Raw genomic sequence first — 24,408 nt, forward strand, 5'->3', positions numbered from 1 at the left:
AATTTTTGTTGATTCTTGGCTCTATCTTAGACCAGCGTTTTAGGGCACAGTAGAGACCATGACTGAAAATACTGAACTTCATGGATCTCCCCTCGTCAAACGAGGATTAGCAGATATGCTCAAAGGTGGCGTCATTATGGACGTCGTCAACGCTGAACAAGCAAAAATTGCAGAAGATGCTGGTGCGGTTGCGGTGATGGCACTGGAGCGTGTGCCTGCCGATATTCGTGCTCAAGGTGGCGTTGCTCGTATGAGTGACCCTGACATGATTGAAGACATTATTAACGCGGTGTCTATCCCTGTGATGGCTAAAGCACGCATTGGACATTTTGTTGAGGCGCAGGTTCTTCAATCTCTCAAGGTGGATTATATTGATGAATCTGAGGTTCTTTCTCCTGCTGATTATGTGAATCATATTGATAAACAGCAGTTCACTGTTCCCTTTGTGTGTGGTGCAACTAATTTGGGTGAAGCACTTCGCCGTATTGCTGAAGGTGCGGCGATGATTCGTTCTAAGGGCGAAGCTGGCACGGGCGATGTTTCTGAAGCGACAAAGCATATTCGCACGATTAAATCTGAGATTGCTGAGCTACAAGCACTACATGCGACCTCTCCTGACGCGTTGTATGTGAAAGCTAAAGAGCTTGCTGCACCGTACGACATCGTTGTGGAAGTGGCACGCACAGGAAAACTTCCGGTGGTTCTTTTTACTGCTGGTGGTGTGGCAACCCCCGCTGACGCTGCAATGATGATGCAGCTTGGTGCAGATGGTGTTTTTGTTGGTTCTGGCATTTTTAAGTCTGGTGACCCTGTTGCTCGTGCACGTGCCATCGTTAAGGCCACTGCGTTCTATAACGACCCTGCTGTTATCGCTGAGGCTTCTCGTGGTTTGGGTGAAGCGATGGTTGGTATTAATGTTGCGGACCTTCCAGCACCTCATCGTTTAGCTGAGCGCGGCTGGTAAGAATTGTAATTACACAAAAATTCTTGTGGTAGTTGTGCGTATTCCTCATCGAGGATGTGCACAACTATCACGTTAAAACACCGACTTGATACGTCGAAGGGTTAAAACAGTAAGTAGCAGAGCTAGGCGCTACCGGCTTATCCATCCGAGTTATCGCATATCAACTAGATATTTCCAAAAGCAGTGTCGCACGATATATTAAAGAATTCGAGAAAGAAAATAATGTAAGCGTATAAAGGATTGATGAACATATGAAGAAATTTTATTTTCTGACTACTTTTACGCTATTTTCTTTAGCTATTACGTCTTGTGGATTTCCCTCATCTTCATCACTGTCCAGCGCTGGAACAAAAGTTCCTGAACTGTTTTCACCAATTGAAAAGGATGGTTCTTATACCAGGACTTTCTACAGCAATTTTCCGCTGGACAATCCGAAGAGTTCTTTAGTCGCTTCTGACGCTTCCGGAAAAGGCCCTTTCACTGCTTATATAGCATGCAGTGAAGGAGAGGAGATGACTGTATCTATCGATTCAGAAATCGAAAAAACTGTACCTTGTGATAAATCAGTTTATGAGATTCATGAAATCCAAAAGATTGCACTCTCAGGGGGTATAAAAGCTACTGTAGAGTCCTCTAAAAAGTCAGGAAGCTGGCAGATTCAGTTCCTAAGTTCTAGAAGCTTTAACTAGACATTATAGTTTTGCAATCAGCACCAGCGCGTAGGCGCCACCAACCCAATACCTCAGACCGAACCCGTACCATCTACTCAACACATCGGTGCTCTGCGCCGAGTATTGTCCGCGCACAAAAAGTTGCGCACGGTTTTATGCTGAGACCAGCGGGACGTATCAAAAGTTAGGGAAAGGGTGCGCACAACTACCACGTTAAATACATAAATTTAGCGTTCTCGGCTCAGATACTCAGTCTTACGCAAAAGCATCACTGCAGTCATAACACCAAGAATGACCCATAACCCCGCACATAAAATACCCAAAGAACTCATCTGTCTCAAAACACCAACTTGATACGTCAAAGGGTTAAAACCAGCAAGAACAGCAAGCCAATTCCCCTGAATGGGGTAAAACAAGGGAGCAGTAAAAACTGCTGGAAGTGACGTCACAGTAACAACAAAATCACGTGTAGCGTACGAGTCCACTTTCCCACCTAAGGCTGCACCAAAGCCACACCATCCAGCAACAAAAAGAACACCCACACCTAATAAGGTTAAAACCCTCCACATATCTGGTGCAGACTCAGGGAAAATAAGCAGAGAACACGCAAACAAGAGCGCAAACTGAACAATAAATACCAATGCTCCAAAGAGCACAATGCTTACTACATACCCGATAACCGAACCGCCTTGAAGGATATATAAGGCCAGCACTCCCCACTTACGGTCATTAGCGACATCACTCATACTTGCTGTGGCAGAACGAAAGGCCAGCAAACATACCAGTCCTGCCAACACAAATTCGCTATACACATCGACCTTATTTTCCAACGAAGGTCGAAGCCCTGTAGACAGGAAAACTAAGTAAGCAACAGGTTCTATAAAACGGCCAAGATAGGACGTACGCCAATTCCATAAGGAGAGGATATGAAATTTTATAAGGGTTAGAGGGCGTAGCATTAGAAAACAGTCTCCCTAATATGTGTGTAGATATCCCATAAATCATCTGTCTCTCTAGGGGAAAGGCTTAGATAGTCTTCAACGGGTAAGTCAGCGATTATTTTTCCGTGGTCGATAGCCACTACTCGGGTGCAGTGTTTCGAGAATCGTGATGTTTCGTGAGTGCTTATTAATGCTGTTGTTCCGTGTTCTTTACGTTCATCAAGATATTTAAAAACTGTTTCTATACCTTCAGGGTCGAGACCGGTAGTTGGTTCATCAAGAATCATTAGTTGGGGGTTTCCGACGATTGCACGTGCAATTTGAGTTCGTCGCAGCTCTCCCCCAGACAGAGTTTCTGCAGTTTTTCCGAGATAATCGCTCAGCCCAAGGGTGTGAGCGACTTCGTCTATGGAAACACGCTGTGATTTCTGTAAGGCACTACGTCGAAGCTCTACACCGAGTGCAATGTTTTGACGCACGGTAAGAGACCAATCGATGATTTCTCGTTGGAGGACACCACCCTATCTCTGAACGGTTGATATTCGTTGATAGTGTTCCTGCTGTTGGGTGTGTAAAACCGCTGACGAGGTCAAAAAGGGTTGATTTTCCTGCGCCGTTATGTCCTACTACTGCTATGACTTCTGCTGGGTTGATAGTCAGGTTTACGTTGTCTATTGCCGGTGTTGTTTTCTTGGGAAATTTTTTGACTAAGCCTTCTGCAACAATGATTGGTTTCAAGGTATCAGCTTTCTCGAAGTGCTTAATGAATATTCTCTTCTATATAGGTCTTTCTAAGACGTCATTCTCTCTTATATGAGTTTGATAATACATTTCTTATAAACAGTAGAGACATATTTCCTTATCAGAACGAATCAATAAAACGAGTATGCTTAGTTTAGCCACAGATTTTATCTGTATAAGTTTGCGCGAGAAAAACACGAAGGGTACAAACATTGACCACTATTGTTAACAATTCTGGGAACGGTAAAACTGTTGGTGTTCTTGCCCTTCAAGGTGGCGTCGCAGAACACGCACAGATGCTGGAATCTCTGGGCGCGCAGGTAGTTCTTGTTAAAAAGGCTGAGCACCTTCATGGGTTAGACGCGTTGATTCTTCCCGGTGGAGAGTCTTCTACCATTGACCGTCTTACTCGTATTTTTGGGGTACGGGATGCCTTACGCGAAGCTATTATCTCAGGTGTACCAACGTTAGGTACTTGTGCTGGGCTCATCATGTTAGCGCACACTGTAGACGACCCTGCACCGGGTCAGCAAACACTCGATATTCTTGATATTTCTGTAGATCGTAACGCTTTTGGTTCGCAGGTTGATTCTGCCGAGACAGAGGTTCTTTGGCGTGGGGCAGATGAACAGCTACACCCTGTTCATGCGGCTTTTATTCGGGCTCCTCGAGTGAGTCGAGTGGGTCAAGATGTTCAGGTAACAGCTCATCATGGTGGGCAGGTTGTCGGTGTTCGGCAGGGCAATGTTATGGGTATTTCTTTTCACCCTGAACTTACGGGCGATACAACGATTCATCGTGAGCTGCTTAGCATGACGAATTTTAAATCATCATTCTGTTCTCTGTCTTAAACGTTGAAGCTGTCATATCTTGGTGTACGTATCGTAGATATGGGTTATGTTTAGTTTATGTTCAGTACTTTTACCTCCCGCTTACACGGTATTCTCTTTGCAATTGCGTTAACAGTGGGAGCTTATCTCATCACGTTTATTCCGGGGTTTCAGCTTGTTAGCGTTCTCCTGTTGGCGATTGTTCTCGGCATTTTGATGCGGAATGTGGGTTTTATCCCCGATTCTTGTTCAGCAGGTTTGACGTATTCGAGTAAAACGTTTTTGAGGGTTGGTGTTGTGCTCTTGGGGTTGCGTCTGGCAATTCCTGACATTCTTGAGCTAGGTTGGGGCGTGCTTTTTATCATTGCGGTCACGGTGCTGAGCACGTATCTGGTGACGTTGTGGTGCGGACGTTTGATGGGTGTTGCCCATAATTCTCGTATGCTTATTGCGACGGGTACAGCTATTTGTGGTGCTTCTGCGGTTGCTGGTATGTCTGCGGTGTTAGAGAAAAAAGATGATTCCGAAGAGGATGTGGAGTCTTCTGCGACTACTGCTATTGCTTGTGTAACACTGTTTGGAACATTTTTGATGTTTCTTATTCCGGCGTTAGCTGTTCAGTTTGGTCTTTCGTCCGAGCAGGCTGGGGTTTGGATTGGTACTTCTATCCATGAGGTGGGTCAGGTTGTTGCGGGTGCTGGGTTTATCGGTACGGATGTGGTGGCAACTGCTACGGTGACGAAGTTGGGTCGTGTGGTTCTTCTTGCTCCTTTGGTTGCTTATGTGGGGTATCGGCAGGGGCAAGAGAAAGCTCGTCGTGGGGTGTCGTCTCAGAAGCGGCCACCGTTGTTGCCACTTTTTGTGGTGGGTTTCCTTGTTGCAGTATTTTTGCGTTCGGTGTTGACCTATATGGGGTTTGATGGTGTTCTTAGCAGCGTGTTGAGGGGTGCTGAGGTTCTGTCAACGGTGTTGATTACTGTTGCGATGGGTGCGATGGGCACTAATGTTCATCTTCGGAAGATTATGACGACGGGGTTGAGTGCTGTTGTTTTGGGTGCTGTTGCGAGTGTTGTTGCGGCTGTGGTGAGCCTTGTCTTGGTCTTAGTCGTCATGTAGGTTTTCAAGCGTCTTAGGTTCTATGAGCATTCGATGTGGAGCAAGTCCTACCGAACCCATATCTCAGTGCGAGCGCGTCGGCCAAGAGTCACGGCACGAGCACCCATAAAAATCGTGGAGTACGCTAACCATAGAGCGATAAAGGCCGCACTCTGCCCCATGAGCGGGGTGAGGACGTCAACGAGTAGAAGTGACGGCACGTAGGCACCTAAAACAATGAGTGAAGCAATGCCAAGATAACGCATGTCTTCTGCGCCCATCAGCACCCCGTCTAGAACAAAAACATATGCGGCTAATGGTTGGGTGAGTCCCACAACTAATAAGGACAACGCAAAAAGGTGTTGAACGTGCGGGTCAGAACTAAAAATCCAGCTACCAGTAAAGCCGATGAGTGCACAGAAAATTCCTGTAATTACACCAAAATAAAGACTCCACCGCACTAAAGCATTTTTAAGATCAAGAACAGCGTTCTTTCCTTGTGCCGTGTTGAGGTTCTGCGCCCCCAGTTCTTTACCTAAAAGAGCCTGTGCAGCGATAGCCAAAGAGTCGAGTGCAAAAGCAAGAAAGCTGAAAAAGCTCATGGTGAGCTGATAGGTTGCAAGAGCTGTCTGCCCTTGATGTGTGGCAACAATAACCGTGCCGAGTAACGCCACTCGCATAGAAAGCGAGCGCAACATGAGCCATGAGCCGAGAGCAAATACGTGGCGAAGCCCCGAAAGTTCGGGTGAAAGTTGCACACCGTATCGGGTGATACCCCGCCACAGACTCACACTGAGGACAGCGAACATGCCCCATTGTACGGTGGCGGTAGCAATAGCAGAGCCGGCAAGTCCCCACCCCAGAAGGTAAATCATCACCCAGTCGAGGACGATGTTCACAATCGCGCCGACGGTGGCAACATAGAGCGGGGTTTTTGTGTCTTGTAAACCTCGTAGCACCCCTACGATTGCGAGTACACCGAGCATGGCGGGCAGTCCAAGTAGTGAGGGGTGTAAGTATTCTTGGGCGTTGATGGTGGTGGCGGTGTCTCCTCCTAATGCGGTGAAGAGCTGTTGAGAGAAAACCCACCCTAAGATGCCAAGTAGTGCCCCTAGTCCGAGGGCGACCCAGAGCGCGTTTCGTCCTGCAGCGTAGGCTTGAGCGAGGTTATTTTTTCCGTAGGCTCGGGCAACTGCCGGTGTTGTGGAGTATGAGAGGAACACCATTAGCCCTATGACTGTTTGGATGATGGTCGAGCCGAGGGTGAGTCCTGCTAGTTTGTCGGTGCCGAGGTGTCCGATCATGGCAGAGTCAGCCATGACGAAGAGCGGTTCAGCGACGAGTGCGCCGAAGGCTGGTATTGCTAGGTGAAGGATTTGTCGGTGCAAGGTGTTGGAGGGTGCAGGGCGGGTAGCTGACATAATCTTTACTCTACTTGTGTGGGGCAGGTGTTTAGAGGTTGAGACGGCGTATGACGTCGTCTCCGTAGATGTCTTGGGTGAGGTAGAATTTGCGTTCTCCGACGATACGGAAACCGTATTTTTCGTAGAATTTGTTGGCACGTATGTTGAGTTTTGCGGTGCCGAGCCATAGTGTTGTGAATCCTGCTTGTCGTGCTTGTTCGCAGACGGCATCCATCATTTTTTGGGCTGTTCCGTTGCCGCGTACGGATGGGTCTAGATAGAACTTGCTTAAGCATGCTGCTTCTGCAACGATTTCGGGGTTTTCGGCGGTGTTGGTGCAGAGGACGGTGTACCCGACAGGTTGTTTGTTCTTTTCGAGGATGCCTACTTGGTAGTGTTCTGAGCGGATGTATTCTTCAAAGATTTTTTGTGAGAGTTTTTCGTTGATGAAGGTTTGTACTGCTTCTTGGGGGATGTAGGACGGTGTTGCGTCGGGGAACATCTTTTGTGCGAAGGTGTGCAGTATGGGTGCGTCGTTGAGGTTTGCTAACCGGTAGTTTGGGGTTTCTTCATGTATCACTCGCTCTATCCTAGTGGTAGGGGTGAGTCGACGGAAGAGAGCTTTTCCTCTCTATAGGTTGAGCATCAGATTTTAAGATTTTTCGTATCCTCGAAGTTTGTTGAGTTCACGACGTTGAGCTTTTGTTGGGCGCCCCGCACCAGGTTCACGGCGGGGAACACCGCCACGCAGTAAATATGATGGGTATGGTTCGGATAAGTCCTCGTAACAGGTCACCGCAATAGGTGCGCCTACTCGACGAGAAATGGTACGAATAACTTTCAGGACCTTCTCATATCCGGGGTATCGTACACGTATCACGTCTCCCGGTTTTACTGTTCGCGAGGGTTTAACAGCGCTATCGTCGATACGTACGTGCCCTGCTTTACATTCACTCTGCGCTAAGGATCGTGTTTTAAAGATACGCACAGACCACAACCACACATCAACCCGAACTGGTGGATTATGTTGATGAGATGAGCTGAGGTTGTCCTGACTCATTTTCTGTGCCTTTCCTCAAAACAAATATGACTCTCTTAGCATACCCAGCTAAGCTGAAGATATGACTACCACCCTCGCCCTCCCACCCTGCTCGCATGAGGAGATTCTTTCTACTATCCGTTTCCCTGTTCTTCCACCAGAGTCTTGTTCTCAGAATGTTGAGGGTGAAACTTATGGGACGGCTACACGTACCCGCGGGTGGGTTGGTGTTGAGGTGCCAGGGCAGTGGGGGCGAGATATCCTCAAAGGTGGCAGTGTTCATTCTGCACTTGCTCGAAGAATTGCGCGTAAGGTTAAAAAACTTCGCGGATATAAGCTGTTGTTTATTAGGGAGCCGGCTTCACGTGGAAGTCAATCTCAGCAGAAGCGTCAAACACACCGCATTTTTATTGTTAATAGTGCACAGGGGAAGCAGCACACGTACCGTTTTGAGGTTCCTCATCTAGAGAAGATGCTCTCTCTTCCGTTGCACTCACCGCAGAAGATTAAGGGTGTTAAGAAGGTTCCTCATAGTCTCATATTTTTGTGTACTCATGGTAAGCGTGATCGGTGTTGTGCGTTAGCAGGACGACCTATTGCACAGTATCTCAAGCAGGTTCGCCCTCCGGAGACGGTTTGGGAGTGTTCGCATATTGGTGGGCATCGTTTAGCTCCCACAGGTGTGGTGTTGCCTGCTGGTTATATGTATGGTCGGCTAACTCCTGCTACTGCTCTTATGGCGGTGGTGTCTTTAGAGGAGTATCAGGTTCCGTCGTTGGCTGGTATTCGTGGTTGTTCTTCTCTTGCGGTGGTTCATCAGGTGGCAGAGGTTGCTGTTCGTGAGTATCTTGCTCAGGGTGGAGAAGAGCCTACTATTTCTCAGCTGTCGTTTTCTTCTGTTAAAAGTGAGAAGTCCTCAAAGAAAAAGAAGAATCTTAAGAAGTCTCGAGAGTATCGGCAGTTGAAGAAGAAGTATGCGCGGTTGCGTAAGAGTCGACTGTGGCGTGAGCAGAAGGCGCGGGCGAAGGTTCTACGCAAAAAGTTGTCTTATGGTCAGGCATGTGTTGAAGAGCTGGTAGAGCTCAATGAGCTTAATCGGCGGTATCGTGAGGTTAAAGAGCAGTACCGTCGTGAAAAGTATGCGTTGCTTCATGGTGGGCAGGATACTGGGTCTTCTCAAGTTTTTTCGTCCGCGCATAAGGGTGTTCAGCGCTCTATTGTTCACCATGAGGATGGTCGTTCGTGGGTTGTTGTCACAGCTAAAACGAAGACTGCTCCGGCACGTGAGTCTTGCGGTAAAGGAGAAAAACCGCTTTCAACGTTTAAGGTTCTCTCGGTGGAAAAATTATCCTGAATAGGGACTGAAACCAACTGTTCGACATCGAAGTAGAAGATAATAAGCTTAGAGCTTAAAACTTATTTAACTTAAGTTACAATAATCAACTAAAATATCGTGTAGACACAAAAGTGTCGACTAAACATCATAATCAACATAAGGAGCATGATGAGAAAAATTAAATTCACAAGGACAACAATGAAAATAATACTAAGGATATTAGCCACAATCCTTTACGCGGAAAATATCACAGATAACTCAACGGTGAAACATAAAATCATGGTCTTTGCAATACTACTAATTCACCAATTCGCGCTATACCGAATAGAATCAATATTGCAACCGTCGATAACGAAAATCTTCGATAGACCGAATTCAAAAAAGACACAATCCCTTATGGCAAGTCTTTTTATGCGTAAACGCATGGAAAACAATCCCCAAAGCGCAAAATTACGTCCAATCATACAGTCTTTGATAGGACACCTAATATACCAGCTACTATCTCACATGATTCTGGTTCATATAACACTACCTATTATAAACTGTCTAACAATATACTAAATCACCAGTTGATCAAAATCTCCAATCTGCGTTTTCCTTACACGTTGATTTTATCATAAAATCACCATTGCCACATGTCTAAAACAGTGAAACAAGTCACACCAGTTGTATACCTTCAACCAGAATATCTAATGCCTGTTCAAGGAGATTTTCTGGGATGGTCAGAGGAGGTAATAAGCGTACAACGTTGCCGTATGTTCCGCAGGTGAGGATAAGCACTCCGCGTTCTAGGCAGTAGCTTGCGATATCTCGTGCTGCTTGCGGGTGTGGTTCTTGTGAGTCGGTGTCGAGAACGAACTCTAGTGCCATCATGGCGCCGCGTCCACGTACTTGACCAAGAATAGGCAGTTCGTGGACGAGCGGTTCAAGTTTTTGGCGGATGAGTTGTTCAATACGTAACGCGCGTTCGTTGAGGTTCCATTCTTGCATGGTTTCAATGGTGGCGAGAGCTGAGGCGCAGGCGACAGGGTTTCCGCCATAGGTGCCACCGAGTCCGCCTGGTTGCACTTTTTCGAAGAGTTCAGCTCGTCCGGTAACGGCTGATAGTGGCATACCACCGGCAATGCCTTTTGCGGTGGTGATGAGGTCTGGTTCGATGCCTTCATATTCGCTGGCGAACCATCGTCCGGTACGGCAGAATCCGGCTTGTACTTCGTCGGCGATGAAGACGATGTCTTTGCTTTTTGCCCATTGTGCGATGTTAGAGAGGAACCCTTCTGCGGGGACGATGAATCCGCCTTCACCTTGAATGGGTTCGATGAGCACGGCGGCGATGTATTCTGCTCCGACTTGTTTTTCGATGATGTCGATAGCTCGTTGTGCCGCTTGTGCGCCGGTGAGTTCTTCACCGTCACGGTAGGGGTAGCTCATGGGCACACGGTAGATTTCTGGTGCGAATGGGCCAAAGCCTTTTTTGTAGGGGGTGGCTTTTGCGGTGAGTGCCATGGTGAGGTTGGTTCGCCCGTGGTATGCGTGGTCGAAAACGATGATGGCGTTACGTCCGGTTGCTGCGCGCGCGATTTTTACGGCGTTTTCTACGGCTTCTGCTCCGGAGTTGAAGAGGACGGACCGTTTAGGGAAGTTACCGGGGGTGAGTTCGTTGAGTTTTTCTGCTACCGCAATATATCCCTCGTAGGGGGTGACCATAAAACAGGTGTGGGTGAAATGTTCGCTGGCTTCTTGGATGGCTTTGACCACTCGTGGGGCGCTTGCGCCTACGGAGGTTACGGCGATGCCTGAGCCGAGGTCTACGAAGGAGTTTCCGTCGACGTCGAGGATTACTCCGCCGTCTGCGTCTTGTGCGTAGATGGGCGCAGTGGAGGCGACTCCGGCGGGTACGGCGTCTGCTCGTCGTTGTGCTAGTTGTTGTGAGTGTTCACCGGGGAAGGTGCCGTTGAGTTTGATTTCTTGTGGCAGGCGGTAGGTTATGTTTGTCATTGATGTACTTTCTCTTAGAGGAAGCAACCGAGAAGAGTTGACGTTTCACGTGAAACGTTCGGGTCTCTTCTCGGCAGCTTTTGTGTTCAGTCACTTCACAAGCAGGAGCTAAAGACTCCCGCCGTAGAGGAATTACACGCTCATATCACTCATCACGTGTTTAACGCGGGTGTACTCTTCTACTGAATACAGGGAGAGGTCTTTGCCGTATCCAGAGAGTTTGTATCCTCCATGTGGCATTTCTGCGGTGAGCATGACGTGAGTGTTAATCCATACAGCACCAAAATCAAGGTCACGAGACATGCGCATGGCAACACCGTGGTTGCTTGTCCACACAGAAGACGCCAACGCATACGAGACGTCATTAGCTAGTTCTAGAGCTTCTGCCTCATCACTAAAAGGTTGCACAGTCAGAACCGGCGCAAATGTTTCTTCTTGGACGATAGAGTCTTGCTGTTTGACGTTACTAATCACCGTGGGTGCAATGAAGTATCCGCGCTCAGTGCAACGAACACCGCCCGTATCAACAACCGCGTGCTCAGGAAGGTTCTCTAGCTTCTGCATAACCGTCTTGAAATGGTTGACGTTATTGAGCGGGCCATAATAGTTCTTTGAGTCGTCTGCGTCTCCGGTCGTAATCTTTTCGGCTTCTTGCACCAGCAGTGCACGGAATTGTTCGTAGACAGACTCTTCAACAAGAACACGAGTAATAGCAGTGCAGTCTTGACCAGCATTAAAGTACCCGAATTCGGTGAGCATACGAGCCGCGCGAGGTAAATCTGCATCAGCGAAAACGATGGCGGGAGCTTTACCACCAAGTTCAAGGTGTGCACGTTTGAGGTCTTTTGCGGCGCTTGCGGCCACTGCTTGGCCTGCACGCACTGAACCGGTAATAGAGACCATGGACGGGGTGGGGTGTTCTACCATCTGAGCCCCAACACTTGCGTCTCCTAAGAGTACGTTTACCACACCGGCAGGGAAAATATTCTGAATGAGCTGGGCCAGCACCAGAGTGGATTCTGGGGTAGTGTCCGAGGGTTTAAGAACAACGGTATTACCGGCCGCCAAAGCTGGTCCCAGTTTCCACACGGCCATTAGGAGCGGGTAGTTCCATGGGGCGACTTGGGCAACAACACCTACGGGTTCACGGCGAATATAGGAGGTATGGTCGGCCATGTATTCGTAGGCTGCTTTGCCTTCAAGGGTGCGTGCGCAACCAGCAAAGAAGCGCATTTGGTCTGCACCGGCGAGAACTTCTTCGTTGCGGATGATTTCTCGTGGCTGACCGGTATTGCGGTGTTGCGCTTCAACCAGTTTGTCGGCGTTTTCTTCCATGGCTGTTGCCAGCTCAAGGAGGTATTTTTGTCGTTGTGATGGGGTGGTTCGTCGCCAACTAGTGAAGGCTTCACGAGCAGCACTCATGGCGGCTTCGATCTCTTCTGCTGTTGCAATAGGTGATTGTGCGACGGTTTCTTCGGTTGCGGGGTTAACGATATCGAGTGTCTCGACTGAAAGCGAGTCGATAAATTCTCCGTTAATGAAGTATTGTAGGCGTTTCATGGGGTGAACCCTTCATTGTGTCTTGGGGTGACGTGCATTACTTACAGCATATCTGCTAAAGAGCGTAGGGGTCTTTAACTCCGATATATTGCGTGTAGGTGTATTCATCGATGCCTTCTGCGGCTCCTTCACGACCTAAACCAGAATGTTTAACTCCGCCAAAGGGTGCAGCCGCGTTAGAGATAACCCCAGCATTCCAACCCACCAAACCGAATTCTAGGTGGTCAGCGGCACGCAGTTGACGCTGATAATCCTTAGTGTAAACGTAGGAGGCAAGCCCGTATTCGGTGTTATTAGCCATGCGGTAAGCTTCATATTCATCGCTAAAGGTCATAATGGGTGCAATAGGCCCAAAGATTTCTTCACGAATCACAGATGCTTCTGCTGGAACGTTAGCTAACACGGTTGGTTCAAAGAAATATCCTGCACCATCTATTGCGTGACCGCCCACAACGATACGAGCACCGTGAGCTACCGCGTCAGCAACTTTTTCGCTCATCTGTTCTTGTGCTTTCTTTTCGATGAGAGGACCGCAAGTAACCCCTTCATCCATGCCGTTGCCGACTTTCATCTGACGGATTTTTTCGGCAAATTTTTCAGTGAATTCTTCAGCAACTGATTCGTGCACAATAAAACGGTTTGCAGCGGTGCAGGCTTGACCCATGTTTCGCATCTTTGCGCCCATTGCGCCGTTGACGGCGTCATCAATATCAGCATCGTCAAAGACGATAAACGGCGCGTTTCCGCCGAGTTCCATGGAGGTGCGCAGAACATTTGCGGAAGCTTGTTCGAGGAGTTTTTTACCAACTTCCGTTGATCCAGTAAAGGACACTTTACGCAGTCGAGAATCAGCAAGGAGGGGTGCACTAATAGCAGATGCTGAGGCTGAGGGTACGACGTTGAGCACTCCGTGAGGAAGTCCAGCATCGAGCATTGTTTGCGCAAAGTATTGCGCGGTCAAAGGGGTGAGTCGTGCTGGCTTGAGAATCATGGTGCAGCCAGCGGCGATAGCTGGAGCGACTTTGCGTGTTGCCATAGCAAGAGGAAAATTCCATGGGGTGATGAGCAAGCACGGACCAACGGGTTTGCGGGAGGTGAGGATACGGTTTGTTCCTTCGGGTGTGTTAACGTATCGCCCGTAGTTGCGAACGGTTTCTTCAGAGAACCAGCGAAGAAACTCAGCACCGTATTTTACTTCTCCGTGAGCTTCTGCAAGCGGTTTACCCATCTCAAGTGTCATAAGTTGGGCGAAGTCTTCGGCACGTTCTGTGACCAGTTCGTAGGCGCGACGAAGAATTTCAGCTCGTTCACGTGCAGGAGTTTCAACCCACCCCTTGTTTTTATATGCGGCGTGACATGCGGCGTCTAACGCTTCAGTAGCGTCTTGAGAAGTTGCTGAGGCAATAGTTGCTAGTTTTTCTTCAGTTGCAGGGTTTAACACGTCAAAGGTTTCTCCGGTGGAGCTTTCTTTCCACTGATCGCCAATGAGTAAGCCGGTGGGTACTTTGTTGATGAGTTCGGTGATTGCGGTGTTCACGTTAGTCCTTTTCTCCATGTTCTTCATTGAATGTTGGAATGATAGGGGGAAGATGATGATTCTTCTATCACACCCCAACCTAATGGGTTAAGGCAATTTTGGCGAGGTTTTATTATTTTTGCTACCGTTATCACGATATTAATGGCTTTTGTTGAAGGTATTTTTAATCTTCTTATCGCAAGAGTCTGTACACAATGCGACGGTATGAGAAAATGACCCCATGAGTTTGAACAGCTCCCCCACAAACACTGTAGATTTACCGGTTCTGACCTCGCTTCTAGAGAATTACTCACAGCAGGCGCAAGAGCCTATTCACGCGCACCTTCTTAGCTCTCACGGTGAAATAGTTGAATTTTCGTTGACCAACGACAGCGGAAATCTTGTTATTGATGCAACGCTCACCCAGAATTTTCTTGTGGCTACTCAGAATTTATTGAATAGTGGCACTATTCCCCCGAATGCCGTTATCAATATTGACACTTCGCTTTCTCATGAAGATATTGGGGATTATGCCGTTGAGGATAACCCCGGTGATTTAGAGGGCGTACCAACCACCCAAAATGATGGTTTAGCGCTTCATCGTACGCTCACTCGTTTAGGGCATACCAAGGGTTATTCTCCTTCAGATATTGATTACATTATTAAAAAACGTGGTGGCATCACATTGCCGGAGTTGCGTTTTTATCGTTCGACGGTACGCGATGGAAAGATTGCAGACGGCCCCTTTGGGGATATTCTTGCATCACATATTGAAGAAGATTTTGGAGCGAGCGACCTTGCAGATGCTCAGCTTCCACGTATTCCAGCGCAACCAAGCGATGTTGTACAGCCGTTGCTATCTCATCGACTGTGGGTAGAGATTGCCCATGACACAGATACTCTTTATGCGGTAGATCTTGCCCCTGGAGCTTCTGGCGCAAAGGGTCAGGTTATTAGCCGCGACCCGCGTATTGCAGAGCCGCCTCGTCTTCTTGCTCGTTCCTTCTCAGATTTTGTGACTGGCAACTGGGTCAACGAAGAGGAGCGCCGTAAGAGTTGGGGCGTTTTGGAGGATTCGTCGGCTGCTCAGTGGATAAGCTCTACCACCATCAAAGATGACAGCGCATATGAGAGTCAGCCACAGCAGGAGCAGGCTGTTTCGGCGGTGACGATGGATTCTCTTACAGAGCCTGCATCTTCTCAGGTTCTTGCAGATGGTTCTTTACCGGTAGAAGAAGAGACTCCTTCTACTGAATCCGACACAATATCTTATCGCTCACAAGTTGATGAGTTTGTACGGCAGACAAGGCAGGCTGAGCAGAAATCTCAGGAAGAGTTTGCTCAAGATTTTGCGACTCATGCTTTTGGTGATTCCGAGGAGTCTTCTGCTGTTGACCCCGAGACATCGTCACCTTCTTCAGATGAGTCACTTCCTGTTTCTGCTCAGGAGAAGAATCTTGAGGCAGAGCGTGAGGAGCCGAAGAGACGTCATTTTGCAGAATCTGAGCCTGAGAGTGTTCTTAAAGCTGCGGTCAAAAAGTTTTTCCTTGGCTAGGAGTCGTTTTAGCGTGGCTTAGTGTAGCCGAGGTGCTCTCCGCTGGAGACCTCACGTACGTCATTGTTAGTGATGTTCACGCCGAAGTTCTTCATGTTAGTGACCATGACCATGACTTCTGGCAGTGGCGTGGAGGCGTATTCTTTTTCTCTGCTGATGCGTAGTAGGGGTTCTCCTGCGGTGATGTGAGTTCCTGTTTCGACTAACGCTTTGAGCCCGTAGTGGTTTCGTTGGGCGACGTCTACTCCAATGTGTATGAGTACTTCTGCCCCTTGTGGCGTGCAGATGGCGCATGCTTGGAGGGTGTTTTGAATGAGAACGATACGTCCACTCACGGGCGCGTTGATGGTTTCTTCTGTCGCTTCTACGGCGTAGCCTTCTCCTAGTAGCCCGCTGGAGAATACGGGGTCTCCGACAAGGTTTAGTGGCTTATATGTTCCTTGTACTGGCGAGAAGAGTTCTTCTGGCGTATATGGTGTGGTTGAGAGCGTGGCTGTTCTCTTTTTTCGTCTGAATCCAAACATCGTTCTCCTTTGGACGCATGTTGTTTCTCTACACACCATGAGAGTAACCCAGAACACTCTTGAGTGGTATTTAGCCACTCATAGATACAGAAATTTTACGTGTTCTTGGCTTGTCTCGACATTGTTATATACAAAGTATCTTCTGCACGGGTAACGTTGATACGAGTTCTATCATGATGAGGAGAATTGTGGCTGATACTGTACAAAATGCTGAACTTGAGGTGTTTATTCCCGCTCCGGGAGAGAATCCTGACGACCCGCAAGATATAGAGCGTGAGGAGTTTCTTAGGACAGCTCAGCAACTTCTTGATGAAGGTTTAGATATTGTTGTTTATTCAACAGATTCTTATCCGAGCGCTTTTACGCAGTGTGTTCCGGTAGCTGATCAGATTGAGATATCGGGTGCTGATGTGCTCCCTATTTTGTTGGTTGATGGTGAGGTGAAGGTGTCTTATCACTACCCTGATGCTGAACAGTTACAGCGTTTTTCGCGCGCTCGTAGTGTGCAGCAGAAAAAGGTGTCGGCGACTGCCGCTGGTTGTGGCCCTGTCGCCACAGAGTCGGCTCCCCCTGCAAAGCCTTCAGCTCCGGCAGGTTTTGCTGCAACGTTAGCGGGTCTTTCTCAGAATCCTTCTGGGGCACCGGATATTGGTCAGCGTCAGAACCTGATGGAGTCTGCGGAGAATCAGGATGAGTTTTCAGACGAAGAATTATCTGAGGTAGAGCGTCGACTCTCTGGTGCGCCGGCTTCTGGGGGTTGTGGTTGCGGTGGCTGTGGTTGCGGATAGGGTCTATCCGTTCATATCACCTAAACTAAAGTATTGAGAATTATTAGCGTGTTCTTCAGCAGTGATGTTGAAGTTCTGTATGGTCTTTGAAAGGACGCTCCTATGACAAGCACTCCTCATATCAACCCTCAGGGTGTTCCTCTTGCAAAAACTGTTCTTTTGCCGGGGGATCCTCTTCGTGCGCAGTTTATCGCGGAGAATTATCTGAGCGATGTTCAGCAGTTTAATACTGTTCGTAACATGTTTGGGTTTACAGGAATGTTTAATGGTCAGCAGGTTTCTGTGATGGGCTCTGGCATGGGTATTCCTTCTGCGAGTCTTTATGCTTATGAGCTGATTCATACGTTCGGTGTTGAGCGCCTGATTCGTATTGGTTCTTGTGGTGGCATGCAAGATCAGCTTGAACTATTCGATATTGTGGTTGCGGCTTCAGCTTCTACAGATTCTCATTTCATGCATCAGTACAAGCTTCCTGGTACTTTTGCCCCGACTGCATCGTGGAGTCTGCTTTCTGCTGTGGCGCAGGAAGCTGAGTCTCAGGGTGTTCAGTTGCATGTGGGTAATGTTTTGTCTTCTGATGTGTTTTATCGTCATGATCCTTCTGATGCTCAGCGTTGGGCTCAGATGGGTGTTCTTGCGGTTGAGATGGAGACTGCTGGTATTTATTCTGTTGCGGCACATGCTGGTGTTGAGGCGTTGGCTTTGTTCACGGTTTCTGATCATTTGTTTAAGGGTGAAGAGACCACCAGTGAGCAGCGTCAGAAGAGCTTTACTCAGATGATGGAGCTTGTTCTTCCGGTTGCTGCACGTTAAGGGATACTGGCGTTTATGATGTCTGATTTTGCGCGAGTGGAGCATCGCCCATCGCTTGTTCTTGCTGGTTTACGTGAGACGATTGATCCTGCTGTTGGCAATGCTGATGTGTGGGAGAGTGTTTTGAATACGGTTAAGCTGGCTGGTTTTAGCACTGAGGATACTCAGCAGGTTGCCATTATTTTTGGTGCTAATATGCGTCAAGAGTTTGATTATATGGCTGGTTTGGTGGTGAATTCTCGGGATAACGCGCAGGCTTTGGGTTTGAATGCTGCAGAGGTTCCTGCTGGTGATTATGCCATTGTTGATGTTCGTGGCCCTGCCCCGTTAGCGTCTATGACGGGTTTGGATTATCTTTTGGGTACGTTTTTGCCTGAGAGAGCTTTGACGGCGTCTGGTCCTGCACTGGAGGTGTATGGTCCTGGGGATACTAGTTCTGAGAATTATATGATGCAGGTTTGGGTTCCTGTTAAGGCACTTTGAGAGGGTAGTTCTTCTCGTTTTTGGTGTAGAAGGTCGCTTCACTGTTTGGTGGAGCGACCTTTTTCGTATGGTGTTTGTTTGGTATGAGTGTTTTTTCAGTTCTGGTGTGCACGGTGCAAGTTAGGTATCACGTTCTGGGGCTGAGGTGTATGGGGCAGGTGGAAATGTTCTGCTAGCCAGATAGTTTATACGGGGTTTTCTAGGCGTTCTATTGTGACAAGAAGTAGGGGGTTCTTGTTTTTTCGGGTGGGGTATCAGGGTGAGGTTTTTTGCAATTTTTTCCAGTCTTTAACGCAAAATAAAGAAACTTTGTAACTATGTCAGTACAAACATTGACATTTGGGTGTGTGATGGGGCACGCTATAACTAACAGCTTTTCGGCGAGGACGCCAAACCCATACGACCCCACTAAGGAAAGATTTCATGTACGACCTTCTCACCATGGGCCGCATCAGCGTTGACGTATACCCTAACGACATTGGAGTCGGACTAGAAGACGTCACATCATTCGGTAAATACCTCGGTGGCTCCCCTGCAAACGTAGCGGTAGCAGCTGCCCGTTACGGACATAAAACTTCGGTCATTACCCGCGTTGGCAATGACCCTTTCGGCACTTTTCTTCGCCGTGAACTCAAAAAATACGGTGTAGACGAAGCTCATGTTTCAACTGATCCTCAGCTGCAAACATGCGTAACTTTCTGCGCTATCAAGCCGCCAGAAGATTTCCCTCTATACTTCTACGGCCGCTTCCCCACCGCACCAGATTTACAGCTCACCGAAGCAGACATCAACAAAGAAGCTGTCAAAGAGAGCCGTATCTTCTGGAGCACTCTAACAGGAATGTGCCAAGAACCAGCTCGTAGCGCGCAACTTGCAGCACATGAGGCACGCCCACGAGATCTCCTCTCCGACGAACAACACACCATCCTCGATCTAGATTACCGCCCCATGTTCTGGGAAAACATTGAGCAGGCACAACAAGCTGCTCAACAGCTTCTCTCCTATGCAACTATCGCTATCGGAAACCGCGAAGAATGCGCCGTAGCAGTTGGAGACGGCACCCCAGATGAACAAGCAGACCGACTCCTTGAAGCAGGCGTCAAACTTGCTGTCGTGAAGATGGGTGCCAACGGTGTTCTTGCAAAGACCGCAACCAGCCGTGTGGTATGCGCACCAACACCAGTTGAAACAGCTAATGGTCTTGGCGCTGGAGACTCTTTCGGCGGAGCTTTTGTGCACGGCGTGCTCTCTGGCTGGGAACTCGATAAGGTACTCGACTTTGCCAATGGTGCAGGCGCTATCGTCGCATCACAAATTGCATGTTCGGATGCTATGCCTACCGAATCTGAAGTACAAGAGTTCCTCGCTCAATATGGGCGCAACTTCTAAGCACCGCACGAGCCAAATTTTTCAGGAGATTACAATGTCCCATTCTCATGATGAAGAGCGTGACCCTAGACGATATGAGCATCTCACACGTATCCGTCTAGAGGACCCTCAAGCTATCCAACGTGCAGCCGACAACCGTGTTCGCCACGAAGGCCCACGTTATGGAAAACAAAACTTTATCGTCGCTGCAGATCACCCTGCACGCGGAGCAAACCGCGTCAAAGATCGTGCAATGGCGATGGCAGATCGTCGCGATCTTCTTGACCGCCTACAAATTGCACTCAAAAACCCAGCGGTGGACGGTGTTCTCGCGTCTCCCGACATTCTCGACGACTTACTCCTTTTAGGTGCTCTTGACGGAAAGCTCGTCTTCGGGTCGATGAACCGTGGTGGTATTAGTGGGCTTGTCAACGAAATGGACGACCGCTTCACCGGACACACTGCCGAATATCTCAAGCGTATTGGCGCTGACGGCGGCAAAATGCTCACCCGCATTCACTACGGTGATGAGAACACTGTAGCTACCCTAGAGGCTTGCGCTCAGGCAGTTAATGCTTTAGCAGAACAAGAACTCTACGCGATGGTTGAGCCTTTTATCTCAGAAACTCATAACGGCGCTATTCGTAACAATCTCTCTGCTGATGCCGTCATTACCTCTATCGGTATTGCTGAAGCTCTTGGAACTAACACCGCTTATACGTGGATGAAACTTCCTGTTGTTGAGGAGATGGAACGAGTTATGGCAGCTACGACGATGCCGACTGTTCTTCTGGGTGGAGATCCTTCTGGTTCTCCCGAAGAGGTATTCTCTAGCTGGGAAAATGCGTTGAAGCTCCCTGGTGTTCAGGGTCTTACGGTAGGGCGTACCTTGCTATACCCTGCAGATGGCAATGTTGCTGGTGCTGTTGAAACAGCCGCTTCGCTTCTACATCACACCATCACCGATTAATCTTCTTTCATTCACCTTTTGACGTATAAGGACACAAATTATGGGTTTTCAAAGACTCTCTGTAGCTCAGACTGTGGTGAAGTTCTTAGCGAACCAGTACACCGTAGACACCATTGATGGGCAGGAATACTGTGAGCGCACTATTCCTGGTATTTTCGGTATTTTTGGGCACGGCAATGTTGCCGGCATGGGGCAGGCTCTTCGCCAGTATCAGGAATTAGATCCTTCCTTGATGCCGTACTATCAAGGCCGTAATGAGCAAGCTCAGGTAGACCAAGCTGTTGGGTATGCTCGCCATACTCGTCGTCGTGCAACATACGCGGTTACCACGTCAATTGGCCCTGGTGCTTCAAACATGGTTACGGGTGCAGCTCTTGCGACAACGAACCGTCTTCCGGCATTGCTTTTCCCGTCAGACCAGTTCGCTACTCGTGTTCCGGATCCTGTTCTTCAGCAGCTAGAACGTTTTGACGCAGCAGATGTGACGGTTAATGATATTTTCCGTCCTGTAAGCCGCTATTTTGATCGTGTATGGCGTCCGGAGCAGGTTTTCTCTGCACTTTTGAACGGTATGCGTGTTTTGACTGACCCCGTGGATACAGGTGCAGTGACGATTGCTTTGCCTCAGGATGTTCAGGCAGAAGAAATTCTTGTTCCTGATGAGTTCCTTGCTCCTCGCCATTGGCGAATCCGTCGCCCTGAGCCAGAAGACGTTGATATTCAAGCAGCGATGAGTGTTATTCGCGAAGCGAAGAAACCTGTCATTGTTGCTGGTGGTGGCGTACATTATGCGTTTGCTCAAAATGAGCTACGTCAGTTTGCAGAAGCAACAGGCATTCCTGTCACATACACTCAGGCTGCTGTTGGTGTGATGGATTGGGATCATCCTTTGTGCTTGGGTGCTGTTGGTTCCACTGGTTCTACGGCATCTAATGCTCTTGTTCGTGATGCTGATGTGATTATTGGTATTGGTACTCGTTATGAAGATTTCACGACGGCTTCTCGTACGGCATTCCAAAATCCTGATGTTAAGTTTGTCAATATCAACGTTGCAGCATTTGATGCGTATAAGCACAGTGGTGTTGTTGCGATGGTTGCTGATGCAAAGAAGGCTCTTATTAAGCTCAATGACGCATTGAGCGGTTTCAAAGTTTCTTCTGCTGTTACTGAGGAAGTTGCTTCAGAAAAGGCTCGTTGGAATGGCATTGTTGATGATGCTTTTGCTGAGCGTTATCGTCCGTTGATGAGCCAAAACGAAATTATTGGTGCTGTCAATGAGGCAATGGACGACCGCGATGTTGTGGTGTGTGCAGCGGGTTCATTACCTGGTGACCTCCACAAGATGTGGCGAGTTAAGGACGCTTATGGTTACCACGTTGAATACGCGTATTCATGTATGGGCTATGAGATTCCTGGCGGTTTGGGTGTGAAGCGTGCGTCGTTAGATACCCAAGATGGTCGTGATGTTGTGGTGATGGTTGGCGATGGTTCTTATCTGATGATGAACACTGAGTTGGTCACTGCGGTAGCAGAAGGTATCAAACTGATTGTTGTTTTGATTCAAAATCATGGCTATGCGTCTATTGGTGCACTCTCTGAGTCTGTTGGTTCTCAGCGTTTTGGTACGAAGTACCGCACCTTGGATAAAGAGACTCACAGTTTTGATCATGGCGATACTTTGCCTATTGATTTGGCAGCGAATGCTCAGTCTTTGGGTGCGAAGGTTATTCGTGTTGAACCGGGTGAGGATGTTCGCGAGCGTTTGCAAGATGCTGTGGCTCAGGCGAAAGCAGCACCAGAAGGTTCTGGCCCGATTGTTATTCATGTTGAGTCTGATCCGATGATTGATGCGCCGTCTTCTGAATCGTGGTGGGATGTGCCTATTACGGGTGTGAGTGAGCTTTCTTCTACTCAGAATGCTTATGAGACCTATCGTGAGAAGAAGGCCATGCAGCGTTCTCTTCTTGGACCTTAAGTTTTAGTTGTCGTGTGTGCTGTGGCGCATGAGTGTTACAGCACGCATTATCCCGATATTTTTCTATCTCTATACAAGGAGTAAATATGTCATACGAAGTTCTACACTTCATCAACGGCGAAGAAGTACCTAGCTCTGGTTCTGCTCGTCAGGAAATTTTTAACCCTGCTACCGGAGATGTTCTAGGGTCTTTGCACCTTGGTTCTCAGGACGAGCTTGAGAAGGCTGTTGCTGCTGCGAAGACTGCTGCAAAAGGCTGGTCTGAGCTATCTTTGGCAAAGCGCACCGCTGTTCTTTTCCGTTTCCGTGAGCTTCTTGTAAAGCACACTGGAGAGTTAGCAGAACTTGTTGTTTCAGAACACGGTAAGGTTCTTTCTGACGCTCGCGGTGAGATTGCTCGTGGTCAGGAAATCGTTGAGTATGCTTGCGGTATTACCAACCTTGTGAGTGGTCGTTTCACTCCGCAGGCCGCAACTGGTATTGATGCGTATTCTGTTCGTGAGCCTTTGGGCGTTGTTGCTGGTATTACTCCATTCAACTTCCCTGTCATGATTCAGTTGTGGATGGCGCCTTTGGCTATTGCTGCTGGTAACGCTTTCATTTTGAAGCCTTCTGAGCGTGACCCCTCTGCTGCAAACTTCATGGCAAAGTTGTGGAAGGAAGCTGGTCTTCCTGATGGCGTTTTCAACGTTTTGCACGGTGGTAAAGAGACCGTTGACGGTCTTTTGACTCATCCTGATGTTGATGGCATTTCGTTTGTTGGTTCTACTCCTATTGCTCGTTATGTTCATGAGACTGGTACGAAGTACGGCAAGCGTGTTCAGGCTCTTGGCGGAGCGAAGAACCATGCGTTGATTATGCCTGATGCTGATATGGATGTTGTTGCTGAGCACCTTAACGCTGCAGCTTTTGGTGCAGCGGGTCAGCGTTGCATGGCTATTTCTGTTGCTGTTGCTGTGGGAGAAGCCGCTGAGAAGACCATCGAGAAGGTGACCGCTTTAGCTCGTAACATCAAGGTTTCTAACGGTATGGATAAGGACGCTGATATGGGTCCTTTGATTACTCCGCAGTCTTGTGAGCGTGTTCAGCGCATTATTACTGAGGCTGAGAAGGCTGGCGCTACCGTTGTTATTGATGGTCGTAACCTTGTTGTACCTGGCCATGAGAAGGGTAACTTTGTTGGCCCGACCATCTTGGATAATGTTTCACCTGAGATGAGCGCTTATGGTGAAGAGATTTTTGGTCCTGTTTTGGTAGTTATTCGTGTTGATACTTTGCAAGAAGGTATTGATTTGATTAACTCCAATCCCTTCGGAAATGGTACCTGCATCTTCACTTCCTCTGGTGCTGCAGCTCGTACCTTTAGCCGAAAGATTAAGGTCGGCATGGTTGGTGTCAATGTTCCGTTGCCTGTTCCGTTGGCAAATCACTCTTTCGGTGGTTGGAACGATTCGCTCTTTGGTGAGCACCATATTTATGGTGAAGATGGTCTTCGCTTCTACACTCGTGGCAAGGCTATTACTCAGCGTTGGCCTGAGCCGAAGCAAGCTTCTGGAGCGAACTTTAATTTTGAGTCACGTAACTAGTGACTAAAAAGGATCCTTTATTGGATGTGTGATGGTTGTGAGGGGTTAGTAGCTAGTGATTACTGGTTACTAGCCCCTCCTCTTTTGTGGTTGTGGCTAGGGTTGATGTAGGTTCTTTGAGGGTTCATAATTTTTCTCAAACTTTTTCTTCTACTATGTTCACCACCACACATTATTTGATAGTATGTCTTTACATAGTTAAGGGTTTTTGAAACTCTTCATTTTCACCCAGACAACACTTTTCAACGATGA

At 48.2% G+C, this 24,408-nt stretch carries 23 protein-coding genes; 13 read left to right on the forward strand and 10 right to left on the reverse strand.

Annotated features, from left to right (window positions below; translation table 11 throughout):
* Positions 1-58 precede the first annotated feature (58 nt).
* Positions 59-964 carry a pyridoxal 5'-phosphate synthase lyase subunit PdxS gene (gene pdxS, locus ACN08X_RS04810; protein WP_419108057.1) on the forward strand — a complete coding sequence of 302 codons (906 nt, stop codon included), beginning with the start codon at positions 59-61 and terminating at the stop codon, positions 962-964.
* Between the two features lie 251 nt (positions 965-1,215).
* Entirely contained in the window at positions 1,216-1,653 is a 438-nt protein-coding gene (locus ACN08X_RS04815) for a hypothetical protein (protein ID WP_419101195.1), read from the forward strand.
* 209 nt (positions 1,654-1,862) lie between these two features.
* On the opposite strand, the gene ACN08X_RS04820 is transcribed toward ACN08X_RS04815, so the two are convergent.
* From ACN08X_RS04820 to ACN08X_RS04830, 3 genes are read right to left on the reverse strand one after another with little or no spacing between them, the layout of a single operon-like run.
* Positions 1,863-2,594: an ABC transporter permease gene (locus ACN08X_RS04820; protein ID WP_419101196.1), complete on the reverse strand. Its 732-nt coding sequence runs from the start codon at positions 2,592-2,594 to the stop codon at positions 1,863-1,865.
* The gene (locus ACN08X_RS04825; protein WP_419108058.1) at positions 2,594-3,055 is read right to left on the reverse strand and encodes an ATP-binding cassette domain-containing protein; all 462 of its coding nucleotides are present in this window, start codon (positions 3,053-3,055) and stop codon (positions 2,594-2,596) included. Before ACN08X_RS04825 ends, ACN08X_RS04820 begins: the two co-directional genes overlap by 1 nt.
* Positions 3,015-3,314 carry an ATP-binding cassette domain-containing protein gene (locus tag ACN08X_RS04830; protein WP_419108059.1) on the reverse strand — a complete coding sequence of 100 codons (300 nt, stop codon included), beginning with the start codon at positions 3,312-3,314 and terminating at the stop codon, positions 3,015-3,017. Before ACN08X_RS04830 ends, ACN08X_RS04825 begins: the two co-directional genes overlap by 41 nt.
* A gap of 215 nt (positions 3,315-3,529) precedes the next feature.
* Between ACN08X_RS04830 and pdxT the strand changes: the two genes are divergently transcribed.
* Together pdxT and ACN08X_RS04840 are read left to right on the forward strand one after the other, a co-directional pair.
* Positions 3,530-4,168, forward strand: a complete 639-nt coding sequence (gene pdxT, locus ACN08X_RS04835) for a pyridoxal 5'-phosphate synthase glutaminase subunit PdxT (protein WP_419108060.1) — start codon at positions 3,530-3,532, stop codon at positions 4,166-4,168.
* 57 nt (positions 4,169-4,225) lie between these two features.
* Entirely contained in the window at positions 4,226-5,263 is a 1,038-nt protein-coding gene (locus tag ACN08X_RS04840; protein ID WP_419108061.1) for a YeiH family protein, read from the forward strand.
* Positions 5,264-5,310: 47 nt separating this feature from the next.
* On the opposite strand, the gene ACN08X_RS04845 is transcribed toward ACN08X_RS04840, so the two are convergent.
* From ACN08X_RS04845 to ACN08X_RS04855, 3 genes are all read right to left on the reverse strand, one after another.
* Positions 5,311-6,663, reverse strand: coding sequence for an MATE family efflux transporter (locus ACN08X_RS04845; protein WP_419108062.1), 1,353 nt, complete (start codon positions 6,661-6,663; stop codon positions 5,311-5,313).
* A 31-nt stretch (positions 6,664-6,694) separates the two neighbouring features.
* Positions 6,695-7,225: a GNAT family N-acetyltransferase gene (locus ACN08X_RS04850; protein ID WP_419108063.1), complete on the reverse strand. Its 531-nt coding sequence runs from the start codon at positions 7,223-7,225 to the stop codon at positions 6,695-6,697.
* Positions 7,226-7,297: 72 nt separating this feature from the next.
* Complete coding sequence (locus tag ACN08X_RS04855; RefSeq protein ID WP_419101202.1) at positions 7,298-7,705, reverse strand: RNA-binding S4 domain-containing protein; 408 nt, start codon at positions 7,703-7,705, stop codon at positions 7,298-7,300.
* A 61-nt stretch (positions 7,706-7,766) separates the two neighbouring features.
* Here ACN08X_RS04855 and ACN08X_RS04860 point away from each other — a divergent pair, with 61 nt between their 5' ends.
* Positions 7,767-9,038, forward strand: coding sequence for a sucrase ferredoxin (locus ACN08X_RS04860; RefSeq protein WP_419108064.1), 1,272 nt, complete (start codon positions 7,767-7,769; stop codon positions 9,036-9,038).
* 639 nt (positions 9,039-9,677) lie between these two features.
* On the opposite strand, the gene gabT is transcribed toward ACN08X_RS04860, so the two are convergent.
* The 3 genes from gabT to ACN08X_RS04875 form a co-directional block, all read right to left on the reverse strand.
* Positions 9,678-11,018 carry a 4-aminobutyrate--2-oxoglutarate transaminase gene (gene gabT, locus ACN08X_RS04865; RefSeq protein ID WP_419108065.1) on the reverse strand — a complete coding sequence of 447 codons (1,341 nt, stop codon included), beginning with the start codon at positions 11,016-11,018 and terminating at the stop codon, positions 9,678-9,680.
* Positions 11,019-11,150: 132 nt separating this feature from the next.
* Entirely contained in the window at positions 11,151-12,578 is a 1,428-nt protein-coding gene (locus tag ACN08X_RS04870; RefSeq protein ID WP_419108066.1) for a gamma-aminobutyraldehyde dehydrogenase, read from the reverse strand.
* A 55-nt stretch (positions 12,579-12,633) separates the two neighbouring features.
* On the reverse strand, positions 12,634-14,142 hold the full coding sequence (locus ACN08X_RS04875) for an NAD-dependent succinate-semialdehyde dehydrogenase (RefSeq protein ID WP_419108067.1): 1,509 nt from the start codon (positions 14,140-14,142) through the stop codon (positions 12,634-12,636).
* Positions 14,143-14,335: 193 nt separating this feature from the next.
* On the opposite strand from ACN08X_RS04875, the gene ACN08X_RS04880 reads away from it, so the two are divergent.
* Positions 14,336-15,649, forward strand: coding sequence for a hypothetical protein (locus ACN08X_RS04880; protein ID WP_419108068.1), 1,314 nt, complete (start codon positions 14,336-14,338; stop codon positions 15,647-15,649).
* A gap of 8 nt (positions 15,650-15,657) precedes the next feature.
* On the opposite strand, the gene ACN08X_RS04885 is transcribed toward ACN08X_RS04880, so the two are convergent.
* Complete coding sequence (locus ACN08X_RS04885) at positions 15,658-16,173, reverse strand: PTS sugar transporter subunit IIA (protein ID WP_419105830.1); 516 nt, start codon at positions 16,171-16,173, stop codon at positions 15,658-15,660.
* A gap of 188 nt (positions 16,174-16,361) precedes the next feature.
* On the opposite strand from ACN08X_RS04885, the gene ACN08X_RS04890 reads away from it, so the two are divergent.
* The 7 genes from ACN08X_RS04890 (at position 16,362) to ACN08X_RS04920 (ending at position 24,156) form a co-directional block, all read left to right on the forward strand.
* A complete protein-coding gene (locus ACN08X_RS04890) occupies positions 16,362-16,961 on the forward strand; it encodes an arsenic metallochaperone ArsD family protein (RefSeq protein ID WP_419105831.1) in 600 nt (199 codons plus the stop codon).
* 102 nt (positions 16,962-17,063) lie between these two features.
* A complete protein-coding gene (deoD, locus tag ACN08X_RS04895) occupies positions 17,064-17,774 on the forward strand; it encodes a purine-nucleoside phosphorylase (RefSeq protein ID WP_419108069.1) in 711 nt (236 codons plus the stop codon).
* A gap of 15 nt (positions 17,775-17,789) precedes the next feature.
* Positions 17,790-18,257: a GyrI-like domain-containing protein gene (locus ACN08X_RS04900; RefSeq protein WP_419108070.1), complete on the forward strand. Its 468-nt coding sequence runs from the start codon at positions 17,790-17,792 to the stop codon at positions 18,255-18,257.
* A gap of 423 nt (positions 18,258-18,680) precedes the next feature.
* Positions 18,681-19,646: a 5-dehydro-2-deoxygluconokinase gene (iolC, locus tag ACN08X_RS04905; protein ID WP_419101212.1), complete on the forward strand. Its 966-nt coding sequence runs from the start codon at positions 18,681-18,683 to the stop codon at positions 19,644-19,646.
* Positions 19,647-19,680: 34 nt separating this feature from the next.
* Positions 19,681-20,595: a Cgl0159 family (beta/alpha)8-fold protein gene (locus ACN08X_RS04910; protein ID WP_419101213.1), complete on the forward strand. Its 915-nt coding sequence runs from the start codon at positions 19,681-19,683 to the stop codon at positions 20,593-20,595.
* A 40-nt stretch (positions 20,596-20,635) separates the two neighbouring features.
* On the forward strand, positions 20,636-22,570 hold the full coding sequence (iolD, locus tag ACN08X_RS04915; RefSeq protein ID WP_419108071.1) for a 3D-(3,5/4)-trihydroxycyclohexane-1,2-dione acylhydrolase (decyclizing): 1,935 nt from the start codon (positions 20,636-20,638) through the stop codon (positions 22,568-22,570).
* 86 nt (positions 22,571-22,656) lie between these two features.
* Positions 22,657-24,156, forward strand: coding sequence for a CoA-acylating methylmalonate-semialdehyde dehydrogenase (locus ACN08X_RS04920; protein WP_419108072.1), 1,500 nt, complete (start codon positions 22,657-22,659; stop codon positions 24,154-24,156).
* Positions 24,157-24,408 lie beyond the last annotated feature (252 nt).

Source organism: Rothia sp. P6271, from assembly GCF_048512995.1.
GTDB lineage: Bacteria > Actinomycetota > Actinomycetes > Actinomycetales > Micrococcaceae > Rothia.